The organism is Oscillibacter sp. (genome assembly GCF_032018205.1).
In the GTDB taxonomy this organism is placed as follows: domain Bacteria; phylum Bacillota; class Clostridia; order Oscillospirales; family Oscillospiraceae; genus Oscillibacter.
This window is the reverse complement of record NZ_DALZOY010000005.1, coordinates 109,137-124,584: the sequence shown is the minus strand read 5'-3', so window position 1 is coordinate 124,584 and position 15,448 is coordinate 109,137. Positions and strand designations below refer to the sequence as shown.

Genomic DNA, 15,448 nt, shown 5'->3' with positions numbered 1-15,448 from the left:
CCATCATTGGGATGTGACATCATCAGTTTTTAAAAGGAGTTATTGCTATGAAAATTACCAGTATTGACATTTTCCTCGTTACAATCGGTCAGCCTTCCGTCCCCGGTAGTCCTTGGAATCCTGTTGTTGTCCGTATCAACACGGATGAGGGAATCAGCGGCTACGGAGAAGTAGGCTTGTGCTACGGTGACACCAAGGAGGCCCCGTTCGGTATGTGCCGCGACTTTGCCAAACTGATCATCGGCATGGACGCCAGTAACACTGAAGCCATCTGGGCGCGGCTGCACAACACATTTTGGGGATTGGGCGGCGGTCCGGTAATCTATGGTGCCATGAGCGCAATTGACATTGCCCTTTGGGACATCAAGGGCAAAGCACTAAACACGCCTGTCTACAACCTGCTGGGCGGTAAAACCAACACCAAACTGCGCGCGTATGCAAGCCAGATCCAGTTTGACTGGGGTCCTAAGGCCAAGGTCCTGACACGGCCCGAGGAATATGGCGAAGCCTGCCTGAAAGCAAAGGAAGACGGCTATGACTGCGTCAAGGTCGATCCGCTGTGCTTCAACAAGGAAGGGAAGTATAAGGGCTGGCCCTGCAATGGCATCCTGCAGCAAGAGCAGTTGAGAATTGCCCATGACCGCGTAGAGGCCGTGAGAAAGGCGGGCGGGGATGATATGGACATCATCATTGAGGTCCACTCCCTAACGGACGCGAACTCTGCTGTTCAACTGGGACATATGCTGGAAGAATTTAATATCTTCTATTATGAAGAACCCACTATGCCAATGAACGTAGAAAATATGGCTGAGATCGCCCGCCGGGTCAAGATTCCTCTGGCCAGTGGCGAACGAATCTATACTCGCTGGGGCTACCGCCCGTTCCTTGAGAAACATGCACTCCATGTGATCCAACCGGATCTTGGAAACTGTGGCGGCCTCACCGAGGGGAAAAAGATTTGCGACATGGCTAGAACCTATGATATCAGCGTACAAACCCACATTTGCGGCGGTCCACAGGCAACTGCCGCGGCGCTCCAGTTGGAGACTGTCATTCCTAACTTTCTGATTCACGAGCATCACCAGGCTGCTCTGCTTCCTGAAAATATTGAAACCGGGATCTATGATTACCAGCCGGTTAACGGCTATTTCACGGTTTCTGATCGACCCGGCATCGGGCAGGAGTTGAGCCAGAAGGCCATGGATACCGCGATCAAGGTCACCGTGAAATAATTGCCCGCTTAGTAAGCTTTAAAAACAACGAAGATCCGAGCAAATTCCAATGGAATTTGCTCGGATCTTTTAAGATTAACCGTAGAAGTAGAAATCTCTGTGGGAAGCAATCCTGTATTTTAGCGCTTACCGCCCTTTTCCCGGATATAGTCCAGTATGACTGGCGTCGTGGAGTCGGTGTAAGCCCGCAGAGCCAGACACACGGCCTCAGCGGCGGAGCTGCGTACCGCCTGTGCAAGCGGCGCAAAATCTCCCTCACTTTTTTGTCCTTTCCGGCAGGCTGCAAAAATATAGCGCAGCAGCAACTGTTGCCCTTGAAGAGAAATCATGCTTTTATCCAGACGGCGATTCCCACTACGGTGATAAAAGACACCCACCAGTTGATTAACTGCCGCGACCTCGCTCTGCACACTTTTGCCTCGAAGATACTCCTTTTGATATTTTTCAACCTCTTCGGCAAGCCCGGCGTGATCACTCCGTTCCATCGCAAGATGGATCGCAGCACAGTGCAGCGTCATGGCCAATTGCTGAATTTCTTCAATATCGTGGGCGTCCAGAGCCAGCACCCTAGCCCCGATATTTGTCTCATTTATAATCAGGCCCTCCAACTGAAGGCGGTTGATGGCCTCCCGGATGGGGGTACAACTGACGCCCAGCGTCCCCTGCAGTTCATTGACATTGAGCCTGCTTCCCAGCGGAAGCTTCAAAGAGATGATATCGCCCCGCAGCGTCTCATAGACCTGATCCACCAGAGAGCTTTTTTTAATTGAAGGCATGTCGACTTCCTTTCCAAATGGGTCTCTATCTTATTTCTTGCAAAATATTTTATTCTATCCCTGAAAACATTACAAGTGCAAAAAATTAGATTTTATCAATTTGTGTAAAAAGCAGCCTTTATTTGTGCAAATTTTAGAATCTCCTCCGGCGTGCTTGACATTCTCAAAGTGTGTGCTATTCTAAAATAAATCTTGCAAGATATATTTTATAACATCTTGCGTGTAGGAGGAATTTCATTGAAGTGTCTTATGACAGGCAATGAAGCCATTGCCCGCGGCGCCTGGGAAGCAGGCGTCCACTATGCGTCCGCTTATCCCGGTACTCCAAGCACCGAAATCCTGGAGAACATTTCGGAATACAAAGAAATCTATTCCGAATGGGCACCTAACGAAAAGGTGGCGCTGGAATCAGCAATTGGCGCCGCTTTTGCCGGTGGCCGTGCCATCGCGTCCATGAAGCATGTGGGCCTGAACGTAGCTGCGGACCCCCTGTTCACCAGCGCCTATACCGGGGTAAATGGCGGCCTAATGGTAATCAGCGCCGATGATCCGGGCCTGCACTCCTCGCAGGACGAGCAGGACAACCGGTATTATGCCCGCGCCGCCAAGATCGGAATGCTGGAACCCTCCGACTCCCAAGAGGCCAAAGACTTCGTCAAGATCGCTCTGGACCTGTCTGAACAGTTTGACATGCCCATCCTGATGCGCCTGACCACCCGCGTCTGTCACTCCAAAAGCGTGGTACAGCTGGGTGAGGGCCGCACCGAGGTTCCCATTGTCCCTTATACGAAAAAAGATAAGTTCAACCCTATCCCCGCGATTTCCAAGCAGCTGCACTCCAAGGTCGAGAAGAATCTTCGAAAGCTGGAGGAATACGCCAACACCACACCCCTCAACACCGTAATCTGGGGCAGCAAAAAGGTGGGTATCGTTTCCGCCGGCGCGGCTTATCAGTACGCCAGAGAGGTTTATGGTGAAGAAGCCTCCTATCTGAAGCTGGGGCTGACTTTCCCGTTACCCATGAAAAAAATCCGAGAATTTGCGGCTCAGGTGGAACAGCTAATCGTCATTGAGGAGCTGGAGCCCGTCATGGAAACCGAAATCCGCGCTGCTGGAATCGCCTGCGTTGGCAAGGATAAAATCCCCAACGAGGGCGAGCTGAACCCCGACATTCTCCGTAAAGCGCTGTTGGGCGAAGTACATGAGTCCATTGAGTATGATGCCTCCGTCGTGGCAAACCGCCCTCCTGTCATGTGCGCCGGCTGCCCCCACCGCGGCTTTTTCCACGAACTGCAAAAACTGAAAAATGTGGTCACTGTCAGCGATATCGGCTGCTATGGTCTGGCGCCTAAGGATATCGCTATTTGCATGGGCGGCGGCTTTTCCGTGGCCCACGGCGCCCAGAAGGTGTTTAACAGGGAGGGCTCCGGCAAGCGCTGTGTGGGCATCATGGGCGATTCTACCTTCTTCCACTCCGGCATGACCTCCATGCTGGAAGCCGTGTATAACTGCTCCAATGTGCTGCTGGTGGTGCTGGACAACCGTATCACAGGCATGACCGGACACCAGCAAAACCCCGGGTCCGGCTTCACGCTGTCCGAAGATCCCGCCAACATCACGAGCATTGAGGATGTGGCCCGGGCACTGGGTGTGAAACATATCAGGACGATCAATCCCCTAAAACTGGATGAGGTCAAGTCCGCGCTGGCGTGGGGCATGGACTTTGAAGAGCCCGCCGTTCTCATCACCCGCTGGCCTTGCGTGCTGAAAAAGCTGTCTCAGGCCGACCGGGACGAATTTGGCAATTACAAGTCCGTCAACATGGTGGATCCCGACAAGTGCATCGGCTGCAAAGCCTGTGTCAGAACCGGCTGCCCGGCTCTGGAATATCACGCCGACACAAAGAAGGTCACCATCGACCGCAGCCAGTGCGTGGGCTGCGATGTGTGTGCGCAGGTCTGCCCTAAAAGCGCCATTTCCCGGGAGGTAAAGTGAGATGTCTGAAGTAAAAAATATTCTACTCTGCGGCGTGGGCGGTCAGGGAACAATTCTGGCCAGCAAAATTCTCTCCACTGCGCTGGTGACTGCGGGCTATGATGTCAAAATGAGCGAAATCCACGGTATGAGCCAGCGCGGCGGAAGTGTTGTGACACAGGTCCGCTATGGAGCAAAAGTCCACTCCCCCATCATCGGTCAGGGCAGCGCCGACATTGTGGTCTCCTTTGAGTCCATGGAAGCCCTGCGCTATCTGGGCAGTCTGAAAAAGGATGGCAGCGTGGTGGTCAACAATTATCAGATGCCCACAGCGACCACTCTTTCCGGTCAGGAGCAATACCCTGCCGATTCCATCGATGGCCTGCAAAAGCTGGTCAAGACCTATGTGCTGGACGCAGCCCAAATCGCCGCGGAACTGGGCAACTCCAAAAGCATGAACGTGGTGCTGCTGGGTGCGCTGGTAAAGCTGATGGGTTTGGAGACGCTGGACTGGGATGCGGCGTTGTCCGCATGTATGAAGCCCCAGCTTGTGGAGCTGAACAAAAAGGCGCTTGCTGCCGGAATGACCGCCGTCGCCTGAGAAAAACACCTGCAAAAGCGGCAGGGGGAGGGGATGGCCCTGTCTCTGCCGCTTCTTGTTAAAACAGGAGGAATTATGGTATACAGAACCTTTCAGGAGCTGATTCTTGCCGCAAAGAGCAAGCCCCACATTGCCCGCATGGCGGTTGCCGCCGCAGGTGATGAACACACGATACAGGCCGCGCTCAAGGCCCGTGAAGAGGGCATTGCCGTTCCCGTACTGGTGGGTGACAAGGCGGCGATTGATTCGATCCTCTCCGCACTGGGGCAAAGCATCCCGGCAGAAGATATTTATGATGTAGCGGATCCTATTCAGGCCGCCCGCAAGGCGGTGGAGCTGGTGCGCACTGACACGGCACACTTTCTGATGAAGGGGCTGCTGGACACCTCTGTACTGCTCAAAGCGGTGGTAGACAAGGAACACGGTCTGGGAAAAGGCGGCATCATGTCCCACTTCACAATGTTTGAAGTCCCGACTTATCACAAACTGCTGGTCCCTGTGGACGGCGGTATGGTTACCTATCCCACTCTGGAGCAGAAAAAGTCTATCATTGAAAATACCGTCAACACCATGCGGGACATGGGCTATGACTGCCCTAAGGTTGGTGTGGTGGCCTGTGTTGAAAAACTCAACCCCAAAATGCCGGAGACGGTGGAGGCTGACGCGCTTAAACAAATGAACCTGCGCGGCGAGATCACCGGCTGCATTGTGGAAGGCCCCATTTCCTATGACTGCGCCGTATCCGAGGAAATTGCCGAGCAGAAGGGCTATGATAGTCCCTGTGCCGGTGATTGCGATATCCTTCTGGCGCCCAACATCCACGCCGGTAATATTATGGGCAAAATGCTGGCTGTAACCTGCGGTGCAAAGCTGGCCGGTTTTATTGTGGGCGCCAGATGCCCCATTGTCATGACCAGCCGCGGCTCCACTGCGGAGGAAAAATACCTGTCCATCGTCATCAGCGCTCTGGCGGCGCGGCAGTAAGGAGACATTATGGAACGTCTGCTGATTTTGAACCCCGGCTCCACCTCCACCAAGCTGGCGGTTTTTGACGGGGAAACCCCTGTATTTACGGAGAGCATCACCCACTCCCCCGAAGAATTGGCTCCATTTGACTGCGTAGCCGACCAATACGGCTTTCGACGGGACCTGGTGCTGAAGCACCTGAAGCAGCACGAAATCCCATTGAAATCCCTGACGGCCATTGTCTCCCGTGGCGGTTTGCTGCCCCCCATTCAGGCGGGCGCCTATGCCGTCAACGAAGACATGGTCTGGCAGTTAAAGAATCGCCCCCGCAATGAGCATGCCTCAAATGTGGGCGCCATGGTCGCATTTGACATCGCGAATATGCAAAATATCCCCGCCTATATCTACGATGGGGTCACCGTGGATGAGCTGACGCCTATCAATCGAATCACCGGCCTGCCCTCTATGGAACGCAAGGGCATGGGCCACAATTTGAATACCCGTGCCGCAGCCCTGCGCTATGCTCAGGAGACGGGCAGGACGTACAAAGAGATCACTGTGATCGTGGCTCATTTGGGCGGCGGCATCTCCGTCAACCTGCACCGGGAGGGACGTATCGAGGACTTTATCAACGATGAGGAGGGGCCCTTCTCTCCCGAGCGCGCCGGAGGCCTGCCGCTGTTCGACGTCATCCGCGCCTGTTTTCAGGAGGGCGCCACTTATAAGGATATGATGAAAACGGTCAAAAGCCGCGGCGGTCTGATGGCTCATCTGGGAACCACGGACAGCAAATTGGTGGAACAGCGTATTGTCTCCGGAGATGAACACGCAAAGCTGGTCTATGACGCGATGATCCTTAACATCTCCAAAAACATCGGCAAGCTGGCTCCCGGCGTGTGCGGGAAGCTGGATGCAATTTTGCTGACCGGCGGAATTGCGCATTCCAAGTACGTTACAGACGGGATTTCTCGCTATGTTTCCTTTCTTGCCCCTGTAATGGTTTACCCCGGTGAAGATGAGATGAAAGCCTTGGCCCTGGGCGGGCTTCGGGTTTTGCGGGGGCAGGAGACGGCTAGAACATTCCACCGTCCGGAGGAACTCTGACTTTGAAAAATCAGCGTGTATTCTCTATGCTTTCCGGTGTGCTGGTCATGCTTTTTTCCGGCTTTGTTTACGCATGGAGCATTCTCTCCGCTCCAATCGCGGCGGAATTCTCAGGCTGGTCCTCCGCCCAGCTTTCCCTATCCTTCACAATCTGCATGGCCTTTTTCTGTATAGGAGGGCTAACCGGCGGAATACTGCTAAACAAGGTCACTGCGGGCTTCAATATCCGATTGGCGGCCGTGCTTTTCCTGTGCGGCTTTTTTATCACTGCACAGATGCACAGCTTGCCCGCCCTTTACATCGGCTACGGTGTGCTGTGCGGAACCGCGTCCGGCTTTGCCTACAACGCCGTCATGAGTACTGTGCCCAAATGGTTTCCCAACCGGCAGGGACTCATCTCAGGCATACTGCTGATGGGCTTCGGTATCAGCAGTCTGATGATTGGCACTGCCTTTACAGCGCTGACCCCCGCACAAGCCGGAGCATGGCGTGCTTCCCTGCTGTTAATGGGGATTTTGATGGCGGCAATTTTGGGCTCATGCTCTTTCTTTTTCCGTCTTCCGGTATCCCAAGCCACCAGCGCAAAGCAGTACGAAGACTTCGGCATGGCTCCCGCTCAGATGATTCGCCGCCCAAATTTCTGGTGCTTTTTCTTTTGGGCCGCATTGCTCAGCGCCGCCGGCCTCGCTGTGATCGGACAGGCCAGACCGATTGTCCTGACCGTTCACCCCGCACTGTCCCCAGAGACGGTTTCTCTGGTTGTGGGAATGATTTCGATTTGCAACGGACTAGGCCGCATTTTGATAGGCGCGCAGTTTGACCGATTTGGCGCAAGAGTCACCATGTCCACGGTGACCGGTCTTTTTTTGGCCGGTGCGGGCGCAATTGCGCTCTCATCCATTCTGGCCTCCTTTCCGCTGCTCATTGCCGGATATACGGCGCTGGGCCTTGGTTATGGCGGTGATCCCACCACCGTAGCCTCCCTTGCCAGAACTTTTTTCGGATCAAAGCACTACGCCGTCAATTTCTCCATTGCCAATCTGAATTTGATGATCGCCTCTTTGGGCAGCACAGCCGCCGGGGCTTTGTACGACGCCTCCGGCAGTTACTCTAGCACTTTCGTTTTTCTGTTTGTATGTATCCTGCTGGCGGGAATTGCCATGTTCCCGGTTATACATGGCGGGAAAGGAAAGGATCACCATGATTAAACGCATTTTAGTGACGCTCCCGGTAACAGAATCTCATAAAAGACGCTTGGAGAGATATGCGTCGGACTGTGAATTCCGATATATCCCCCTGCCGGATGTAACGGCTGAGATGGTACAAAACACAGAAATAATTGTCGGCAATGTCCCCGCCTCTTACATCAAAGCGTCCGCCTCCCTGAAATTGCTGCAGTTGGGTTCCGCCGGAGCGGATGCCTATATTTCGCCGGGCGTTCTTTCTTCCAAAACGGTACTCACCAACGCGACCGGCGCGTACGGAAAGGCTGTTTCAGAGCATATGTTTGCAATGCTGCTGTGCCTGCAAAAAAAGCTGCACTTATATAGAGACGACAGATTAACGGGAAGCTGGAACGATTACGGAACCGTCACCTCAATTACGAATACAAGGATCGCAATTGTTGGGCTGGGGGATATTGGTATGCACTTCGCCGGGATTGCAAAGGCTCTGGGCGCTTATGTTATCGGGATAAAACGCCGGAAAAGCAACTGCCTAAGGCAGGTGGATGAGATTCATCTGTTTGAGGCGCTTCCCAAAATCGTACCAGAGGCCGATGTCATTGTTTCCTTTCTCCCCAGCACGCCTTTAACCTATCGTTTATACGACGAGGAATTCTTCTCCAATATGAAAAGGAGCGGGATTTTTTTGAACGGTGGCAGAGGTAACGCTGTGGATCAGGAGGCGCTCCTGTCAGCGGTGAAGGAGCGGCGCATTTTTTCAGCGGGATTGGATGTGACGGATCTTGAACCCCTTCCGCCCGAACATCCGCTTTGGGCAGAACCGAACATTCTGATCACGCCCCATATTTCAGGGATGTATCACCTTCCGGAAACCCTGGAGAACATCGTGGAAATTGCAGCGGTAAATATTGAAAATTATCTTGCCGGCAAGCCTTTTGAAAATGTGGTGGATTTTGAAACGGGTTATCGCAAGTGAACGCTCCGCGCCTGTCCGAGCGGTAAAGGAACCGGGCGCCGATCTCGCCAAAACCCGGGGCTGCCGATGGCAGCCCCGGGTTTTGGAATTGAATTATTTGGATGCGTATGCTCTGCTGCGTATTGTTCAGCCGCCGAGCGCGCCTTGCTGTGATGCTGATGAACGGTATAACGGTTTCTTAATAAAGGCCATTATCGTTGATGGGGGGGAACTTCAAAACCTCAATGTTTTGAATGGTATCCCAGTGCTCTACGATTTTCCCTTTTTCAACGCGGAAGATATCAACCAGATTGCGCCCGGGATCGTCGGGCGTTAGTAGCGAGTGCACATGAAAGCCAACCAGATTACCCTGAGCAACGGTAATTTTAATTTCATTTCTGGCATGGGGATAATTCTTTTTCCGAAACTCCACAAACTTCAAAAAGGCTTCCGGGCCGTCCTGAACATGAGGATTATGCTGCGTATAAGTGGAACCCAGAAAACCGGCGCATTTTCCGGCGTCTTTTTCCAAGCCGTAGGTCTCATAAAATGCCGTGACAAGAGCGCGGTTTTCGTCCGTCTTGTCCGGGTCGCACAGGATGCTGTCCCCGCACTGGTTAAAAAGCCCATTGTCGTTAATGGGTGGAAACTTCAGGACCTCCACGTTCTGAATTACATCCCAATGCTCCACCACCTTTCCGTCCTCTACCCGGAAGGTATCCACGAGGTTTCTTCCCGGATCACCGGGGACAAGCACGGAGTGCACATGGAGCATGACCTTATCATCGTCCCCAAGGGTCATCATGACCCGGTTTTCTCCCTGCGGGTAATGCTCTTTGCGGTATTGCACAAACCGCAGAAAATGATCTACGCCGTCCTGAACATGAGGATTATGCTGAATATATCTGTCTCCAAAAAATTCCCTGCACTTCTCCGCGTCTTTTTCAATGCCGTACGCATGGTAAAACTCCGTTACGATCCGCTTGTTTTCTTCTGCTTTCCCTTTGTTCAATTGCAAGACACCCTTTCTTTTTAATTATTCCAGGATTGCGCCTTTGCTGGCGGAAGAGACCAGCCTGGCATAACGGGCCAAATAGCCGGAAAGCCCGGAGGGCGGCGTATAGGACCACGCCTTTCTTCGTTTGGCAATCTCCTCATCCGAAACATGAAGCTCCAGCCGCTTGTTAATTACATCAATGGAGATTTGATCTCCGTCCCGAACCAGCGCAATGGGCCCGCCGTCGGCCGCCTCAGGTGAAATATGTCCAACGAAACAGCCGTTGTTGGTTCCGGAGAAGCGCCCATCCGTGATGAGAGCGGTGCTTTTTGCCAGCCCCTGCCCATTGAGCATTTTCAGAGTCAGGTACATCTCCCGCATACCCGGCCCGCCCTTCGGCCCCTCGTAGCGGACGACTACCACATGACCGGGCTTGATCTTTTGCGCTTTAATTGCCTCAATGCAAGCGTGCTCGCCGTCAAAGCAAATTGCCGTACCGGTAAACTGCCGCACCTCCTCGGCGATAGCGGCGGGCTTGGCCACACCCGTATCTGGGGCCAAGTTTCCCCGCATAATCGCCAACCCCCCAAACTTGCTGAACGGCTTATCCAACGGACGGATAAGCTCGGAATTTTCCGGGAAAGTCGGAGTAAAGCTGTCCAGATTCTCACCTAATGTGCAGGAATCAACTGTCATCGCATCCTCATGCAGGAATCGGCGAATGGATTTCATAACTGCCGGAATACCGCCGGCTTTATACAGATCCTCGCAATCCTGCGTACTTGATGCGGGAGAAACCTTTGCGACAAGAGGGATGACCTCGCTGTAATGGTTAAACGCGCTCATGACCCGTTCAGCGTCTATGCCCATCTCATGGGCAATCGCGCAGCAGTGAATCACCGCGTTTGTGGAGCCACCCACCGCCATGAGCAGCATGATCGCGTTTTCAATAGAATCCCACGTCATAATCTGACGGGCTGTGATCCCATTCCGCACCAGCTTTACAATTTGCTCTCCGCTGTGGAAGGCGCTTCTTCTGCGCTCATGATAAACAGCCGGAATCAGCCCGCCGCCGGACAACGTCATGCCTATCGCCTCGGAAAAACTGCACATCGTATTGGCGGTCCCCATAAATTGGCAGGACCCGCAAGTAAGCGAGCAGGTACCGGTAAGCATCTGAAGCTCCTGCTCTGTGACCTCTCCCTTCGTGTAAAGACCCATCGCCTCGGAAATCGTCGTGGTATTGCTGCGAGGCTTGTCCCGGAAGGGTGGAGAAGACAGCATTGCTCCGCCTGGAACTAGCACGGCGGGAATATCCAGCCGCGCCGCGGCCATCAGCATTCCGGGAACGATCTTGTCGCAACTGCCCAGAAGAATCAAACCGTCAAACCGATGTGCCCGGGCCTGAATTTCGATTGAATCGGCAATATTATCCCTGGACGGCAGGCAATAGTGGGAACCGTAATGGTTGTCGGATACCCCGTCGCAGCAGGCGATGACGCCAAACTCCACGGGTGTGCCGCCCGCACGGTAAACACCATATTTGACCTGCTCGGCTAATTGCCGCAAATTATTATGGCCGGGAACCGATTCATTGAAGGAACAGGCGATTCCGATGATTGGACGGGCCAAATCATCATCGCTGAAACCGTTGGCCTTATAACAGGTTTTGTTGGAGATCAATTCCAAGCTGTTGAAACAGCCTACATGATTTTCTGACAATGTAACAGCCTCCTTAAAGCATCATGTGAATCAATTGAGGGAAGTCTCCGCCTTCTCTTCCGCCGCCATCCCTTTCAGCTTCTTCCGCCCTACGAAAATAGTCGGGATCAGTAATGTCACAATGCAGAAATAGCCCAAATATTTAAATCCTGTTCCCACGATTCTGCTGAGTCCCAGACGGGAGAATGCGCTTACATAGACCAGCATGATAACTGCAATGATAAATTTAACAAGTGTTTGGTTTTTAATTTTAAAGAACTTTCCGTAGCGGCCGGAGAGAGCGTTGGAAAAAGAGATGGTATTTGTCGCGCAGGCAAAAAAGACAACCGCCACATAGCACGCCACCAAAATGGGAGCTCCGACATGAGTAATTACCCAGAAATTGGGCAGCGTCTCTTTCAGCGAGTCGGGATAGCCCAACAGCATGAGTGCCACAAGGATCAGAAAGAGCGCGTTAATTATGACGCCGAAAATGACGGTCTTCTGTATTTCTTTGCGTCCACCAAGACCGTGTACCACGCCAATGCAGGCGCCAAAGACGCCGGTGGATTGAAACGCTGCATAAAGAACACTGCTCCACAAGGCGGCTGCCCCGCTGGCATCCGCCAGGCTTCTGCCCGCAAAGCTCGGCCCGACGCCTCCATTGGAGCCGACACCGGCAACCACCACGGCAATGATGGCTACAAAAATAATGACGGACATGGCGGTGGAAGCATTGCGAACCAGGTCCTCTCCATAAATGGAGAAAACAATGGTGCAAACCACAATTGCGATCACGCCTACCCAGATCGGCGCGTTGAAATAATCATGGAACAGGCTTGAGGCCGTGGCGACACAGGAACCTCCTGACAAGCCGACTGTGCCGATGAAAGAAAACTCAAACAGGTTTGCAAATATTTTTTCATAGGGATGAAATAGCTTGTTTGCGAAATCTTTAAAGTCGGTGGCTCTGGTCCGTCTGGCGAACTCCATTGCGTAATATACGCCGAATCCTAAAAACGTCATTGCCACAATGGGCATGACTAAAGACCACAGACCGTACTTCACATAGTACGCGACTGTCTGGTTTCCTGAAGCGGCGCCGGGGCCGCAGTGCGTTCCAAACCACACACAGGCTGCGCCTACCCACGCGGGAATCAGCGCTTTTTTGGCCTTGCTCTGTTGTTGCATAATAACCCTCCTAATGTTACCGCATTTGCTGCGGCAATAAGTCTGCCGTTCTTTTCCCCCAAGATATCCATTTCAGATGTGAGCTGTTGGGCATGATGGTCTATATCCCCTCCTGAATCCACAGCTTTTTAAAATGTCCGATTGTTATTTGCGGTCAAAGGTGATTCTCTGCGACACCTGAGAGCCTACTTCCTGAATAAATCCGCAATGCAGCGGATGCTTCAGATAAGCGCTCAGGGCAGCCTCAGAGGCCAGATCCATTTTCACCAACAGGTCTGCGTTGGAATTGCGACAAACACAATTCTTGTAGATTTGAACTTTTTCAATTCCAGGCAACGCAGATTCAAGCTCCGTATAAGTATGAACCGCCAGCGAAAATACTTCATCAGAAAAAAAGCCCGGATTGAATTTCAACAGCAGATAATGAACCATGTGATTTCCTCAATTCCAATGCAATATAGTGATGCAACATAAGCGCGCGCTATTTGTCTGTAAGCAAGAATAATGCCAAACGGATACACACATTGTTTTGCCCTGTTATCAATATAAAAAGAGGCCTAACCGGATGGTATGGGCGGAAAATTTATTTCAAAATTGATATTTAAATATCAATTTTGAAATATTTGTTGTAGAATTATCTTGCTGGAGGAATGCTTTTATGAAAAAAGAACATGAAAAACAATTTTTGGCCGTCGCACCCGCCGGCATGGACAATGTATTTTCGTTCCGCGCTCTGCAGCCGTATATCTACAAGATTATTTTATCGCAGCCGTGCCCGGAGCTATTAACACAAATTTCAGCCGAAATGACGAAGACAGACATCAATGGCATCCTTACCAGAGGAAGCTTGGCGCAGTATCTCTATGCCAACCATGTCCCGGTTCCCATTTTCACATTGGAATACCAGACCTATACACTTCTAAATCTTTTGCAGCAGTGTGTGGAGACGGGCCATCATAAAATCTGCATTTTTGAAATCGAATCTGCCGCGTCAGAGCAGGCCTTTCATGCACAGCATGCGGATTTGATCGTTGGCTCCTACGAATTTCATTATAGCAAGCTTAATGACCGGGCTTCAGTGGAAAGCGAAATTAATGACCGGTTGAAGCGCGATGAGTTGGACATTGTGGTTGGAGACGTGGAACCCATCATGATTGCGAAGGAGCTGGGGCTTCCCTATCAGAATTTCATCATTGATGAACGCTCCTATTACAATGCCATACAAGAGGCCACGTATGTCACAGAAACGACTCAGAAGGAAAAAGCCCAGGACCAGTTTATTTCTCTTATAACCAACATCATTTCAGAAGCGGTGATCATCTCGGATAATACCGGGAGGATTCTGCGCTTCAATCTTCCCGCAGAGCGGATACTGGTAAAGGGTGAACACTGTGATAATGTGCAGACCTTATTCGGGATCGATCTTCAGACTCTGCTAAATTTGCCCCCTAAACATCTGGCGGAGATTCGCGAGAAAAAATACGTTATTAACGTTATTCCACGGGTGATTGGAACCGAGCAGATGTATGTGTTTCTTCTCAGCAGCGTAAATTATGTTGAAGACATGGAACTATCCATCCGCCGTCAGAATCAGGAGCGGGGGTTAACAGCCAAAACTACCTTCCGGGATATTATCTGGCGGGATCCCTCCTCGCGGGAGCTTGTAAAAACCGCCAAACGTTATGCCAAGAGCAACGGCTCGGTTCTAATTCATGGAGAGACCGGCACAGGCAAGGAACTCATTGCTTCCAGCATTCATAATGAGAGCCTACGGGCCAACGGCCCCTTTGTCGCCGTTAACTGTGCCACATTTAATGAAAATCTGATGGAAAGCGAGCTGTTCGGATACGAGAAAGGCGCCTTTACGGGTGCTCTCCCCGGAGGCAAACAGGGCCTGTTCGAGTTAGCCCACCGCGGGACATTGTTTCTTGACGAGATTGGAGAGCTTCCTCTGCCGCTGCAGGCGAAATTATTGAGGGTTCTTCAGGAAAAGGAGGTCATGCGAATAGGCGGAAACAGGATCATTCCGGTTGACGTGCGTATTATTGCGGCAACGAATAAAAACCTGCAGGAGATGGTGAAAAAGAGAAGCTTTCGGGAAGATCTCTATTACCGTTTGGCTCTGCTGGAAATAGAGATTCCGCCATTGAAAGAGCGAAAGCAGGATCTCGTTCCTCTTTTCGCCAGCTTTTTAGCTGAAATGGCAGATTCAGAGAAGCGGGTTCTCTATTGGGACAACGACTCCGTATTAGAACCTATCCTGACCTATAACTGGCCCGGTAATATCCGGGAGCTGCGCAATTTTGCCGAGCGAATAGTTCTGCTGTGCGAAAGTTATCAATTGACGCAGCCTTTTGTTGCCGAGATGATCAGCCATAAGCATAATACCGATATGGACGCTCAGTTTTCAGGGCAAATTACCGATAATCTGAAAGAGCTTGAGCGAAATTATCTTTTATTTTTACTCGACCGTTTTAATGGGGATAAAGAGAAAGTTTGCTCTTATCTTCATATCAGCAAGCCCACTCTCTGGCGGAAATTGTCGACTGCATCAAAAGAAGCTCGAAGTTTTGAAACTCCGGACAGTGAATAAAGCCGCGTTTAGCGGCAGTGTACGAACGGACTTTAGATTCATAGATTCTCTAAAAGACCCGTCCTCGGCATACTCCACGAGGTAAGTTCTCCAGCCTGAGATACGAATTCAGGTTAGGAAAGATTTCAGCCACAGCTATCCTGCGGTTGGATTGACTGGCTTCGCAGGCATCTT

At 51.8% G+C, this 15,448-nt stretch carries 13 protein-coding genes; 8 read left to right on the top strand and 5 right to left on the bottom strand.

Translation table 11 applies throughout. From position 1 onward, the window contains the following. Nucleotides 1–47 precede the first annotated feature (47 nt). Nucleotides 48–1,232: a mandelate racemase/muconate lactonizing enzyme family protein gene (locus RTU96_RS05755; RefSeq protein ID WP_312635493.1), complete on the top strand. Its 1,185-nt coding sequence runs from the start codon at nucleotides 48–50 to the stop codon at nucleotides 1,230–1,232. Nucleotides 1,233–1,351: 119 nt separating this feature from the next. Here RTU96_RS05755 and RTU96_RS05750 read toward each other — a convergent pair whose 3' ends face one another. Next, on the bottom strand, nucleotides 1,352–2,008 hold the full coding sequence (locus RTU96_RS05750; protein ID WP_312635492.1) for a GntR family transcriptional regulator: 657 nt from the start codon (nucleotides 2,006–2,008) through the stop codon (nucleotides 1,352–1,354). Nucleotides 2,009–2,245: 237 nt separating this feature from the next. On the opposite strand from RTU96_RS05750, the gene iorA reads away from it, so the two are divergent. From iorA to RTU96_RS05720, 6 genes are all read left to right on the top strand, one after another. Continuing rightward, nucleotides 2,246–4,003: an indolepyruvate ferredoxin oxidoreductase subunit alpha gene (iorA, locus tag RTU96_RS05745; protein WP_312635491.1), complete on the top strand. Its 1,758-nt coding sequence runs from the start codon at nucleotides 2,246–2,248 to the stop codon at nucleotides 4,001–4,003. 1 nt (nucleotide 4,004) lies between these two features. Next, nucleotides 4,005–4,583 carry an indolepyruvate oxidoreductase subunit beta gene (locus RTU96_RS05740; protein ID WP_312635490.1) on the top strand — a complete coding sequence of 193 codons (579 nt, stop codon included), beginning with the start codon at nucleotides 4,005–4,007 and terminating at the stop codon, nucleotides 4,581–4,583. A 75-nt stretch (nucleotides 4,584–4,658) separates the two neighbouring features. Then, entirely contained in the window at nucleotides 4,659–5,567 is a 909-nt protein-coding gene (locus RTU96_RS05735; RefSeq protein ID WP_312635488.1) for a phosphate acyltransferase, read from the top strand. Nucleotides 5,568–5,576: 9 nt separating this feature from the next. Continuing rightward, nucleotides 5,577–6,653 (top strand): butyrate kinase, encoded by a 1,077-nt coding sequence (buk, locus tag RTU96_RS05730; RefSeq protein ID WP_312635487.1) that lies wholly within the window; start codon nucleotides 5,577–5,579, stop codon nucleotides 6,651–6,653. A gap of 2 nt (nucleotides 6,654–6,655) precedes the next feature. Further along, nucleotides 6,656–7,861, top strand: coding sequence for an MFS transporter (locus tag RTU96_RS05725; RefSeq protein WP_312635486.1), 1,206 nt, complete (start codon nucleotides 6,656–6,658; stop codon nucleotides 7,859–7,861). Further along, nucleotides 7,854–8,813: a D-2-hydroxyacid dehydrogenase gene (locus tag RTU96_RS05720; protein WP_312635485.1), complete on the top strand. Its 960-nt coding sequence runs from the start codon at nucleotides 7,854–7,856 to the stop codon at nucleotides 8,811–8,813. The genes RTU96_RS05725 and RTU96_RS05720 overlap by 8 nt, the downstream gene beginning before the upstream one ends. 178 nt (nucleotides 8,814–8,991) lie before the next feature. Here RTU96_RS05720 and RTU96_RS05715 read toward each other — a convergent pair whose 3' ends face one another. The 4 genes from RTU96_RS05715 to RTU96_RS05700 all read right to left on the bottom strand — a co-directional run bounded on the left by RTU96_RS05715 (nucleotide 8,992) and on the right by RTU96_RS05700 (nucleotide 13,113). After that, nucleotides 8,992–9,804: a nuclear transport factor 2 family protein gene (locus tag RTU96_RS05715; RefSeq protein WP_312635484.1), complete on the bottom strand. Its 813-nt coding sequence runs from the start codon at nucleotides 9,802–9,804 to the stop codon at nucleotides 8,992–8,994. A gap of 24 nt (nucleotides 9,805–9,828) precedes the next feature. Further along, nucleotides 9,829–11,511: a dihydroxy-acid dehydratase gene (ilvD, locus tag RTU96_RS05710; RefSeq protein ID WP_312635482.1), complete on the bottom strand. Its 1,683-nt coding sequence runs from the start codon at nucleotides 11,509–11,511 to the stop codon at nucleotides 9,829–9,831. A gap of 30 nt (nucleotides 11,512–11,541) precedes the next feature. Then, nucleotides 11,542–12,483, bottom strand: coding sequence for a hypothetical protein (locus RTU96_RS05705; protein ID WP_312635480.1), 942 nt, complete (start codon nucleotides 12,481–12,483; stop codon nucleotides 11,542–11,544). Between the two features lie 342 nt (nucleotides 12,484–12,825). After that, a complete protein-coding gene (locus tag RTU96_RS05700; protein WP_312635479.1) occupies nucleotides 12,826–13,113 on the bottom strand; it encodes a Dabb family protein in 288 nt (95 codons plus the stop codon). Between the two features lie 226 nt (nucleotides 13,114–13,339). Here RTU96_RS05700 and RTU96_RS05695 point away from each other — a divergent pair, with 226 nt between their 5' ends. Next, the gene (locus RTU96_RS05695; protein ID WP_312635478.1) at nucleotides 13,340–15,274 is read left to right on the top strand and encodes a sigma 54-interacting transcriptional regulator; all 1,935 of its coding nucleotides are present in this window, start codon (nucleotides 13,340–13,342) and stop codon (nucleotides 15,272–15,274) included. Nucleotides 15,275–15,448 lie beyond the last annotated feature (174 nt).

Bases quoted from the DNA above. Each gene is read 5' to 3' on its own strand.
- RTU96_RS05740 (WP_312635490.1), top strand. From the start codon at position 4,005: ATGTCTGAAGTAAAAAATATTCTACTCTGCGGCGTGGGCGGTCAGGGA.
- RTU96_RS05735 (WP_312635488.1), top strand. From the start codon at position 4,659: ATGGTATACAGAACCTTTCAGGAGCTGATTCTTGCCGCAAAGAGCAAG.
- buk (WP_312635487.1), top strand. From the start codon at position 5,577: ATGGAACGTCTGCTGATTTTGAACCCCGGCTCCACCTCCACCAAGCTG.
- RTU96_RS05755 (WP_312635493.1), top strand. From the start codon at position 48: ATGAAAATTACCAGTATTGACATTTTCCTCGTTACAATCGGTCAGCCT.
- RTU96_RS05720 (WP_312635485.1), top strand. From the start codon at position 7,854: ATGATTAAACGCATTTTAGTGACGCTCCCGGTAACAGAATCTCATAAA.
- RTU96_RS05700 (WP_312635479.1), bottom strand. From the start codon at position 13,113: ATGGTTCATTATCTGCTGTTGAAATTCAATCCGGGCTTTTTTTCTGAT.
- RTU96_RS05750 (WP_312635492.1), bottom strand. From the start codon at position 2,008: ATGCCTTCAATTAAAAAAAGCTCTCTGGTGGATCAGGTCTATGAGACG.
- RTU96_RS05695 (WP_312635478.1), top strand. From the start codon at position 13,340: ATGAAAAAAGAACATGAAAAACAATTTTTGGCCGTCGCACCCGCCGGC.
- RTU96_RS05705 (WP_312635480.1), bottom strand. From the start codon at position 12,483: ATGGAGTTCGCCAGACGGACCAGAGCCACCGACTTTAAAGATTTCGCA.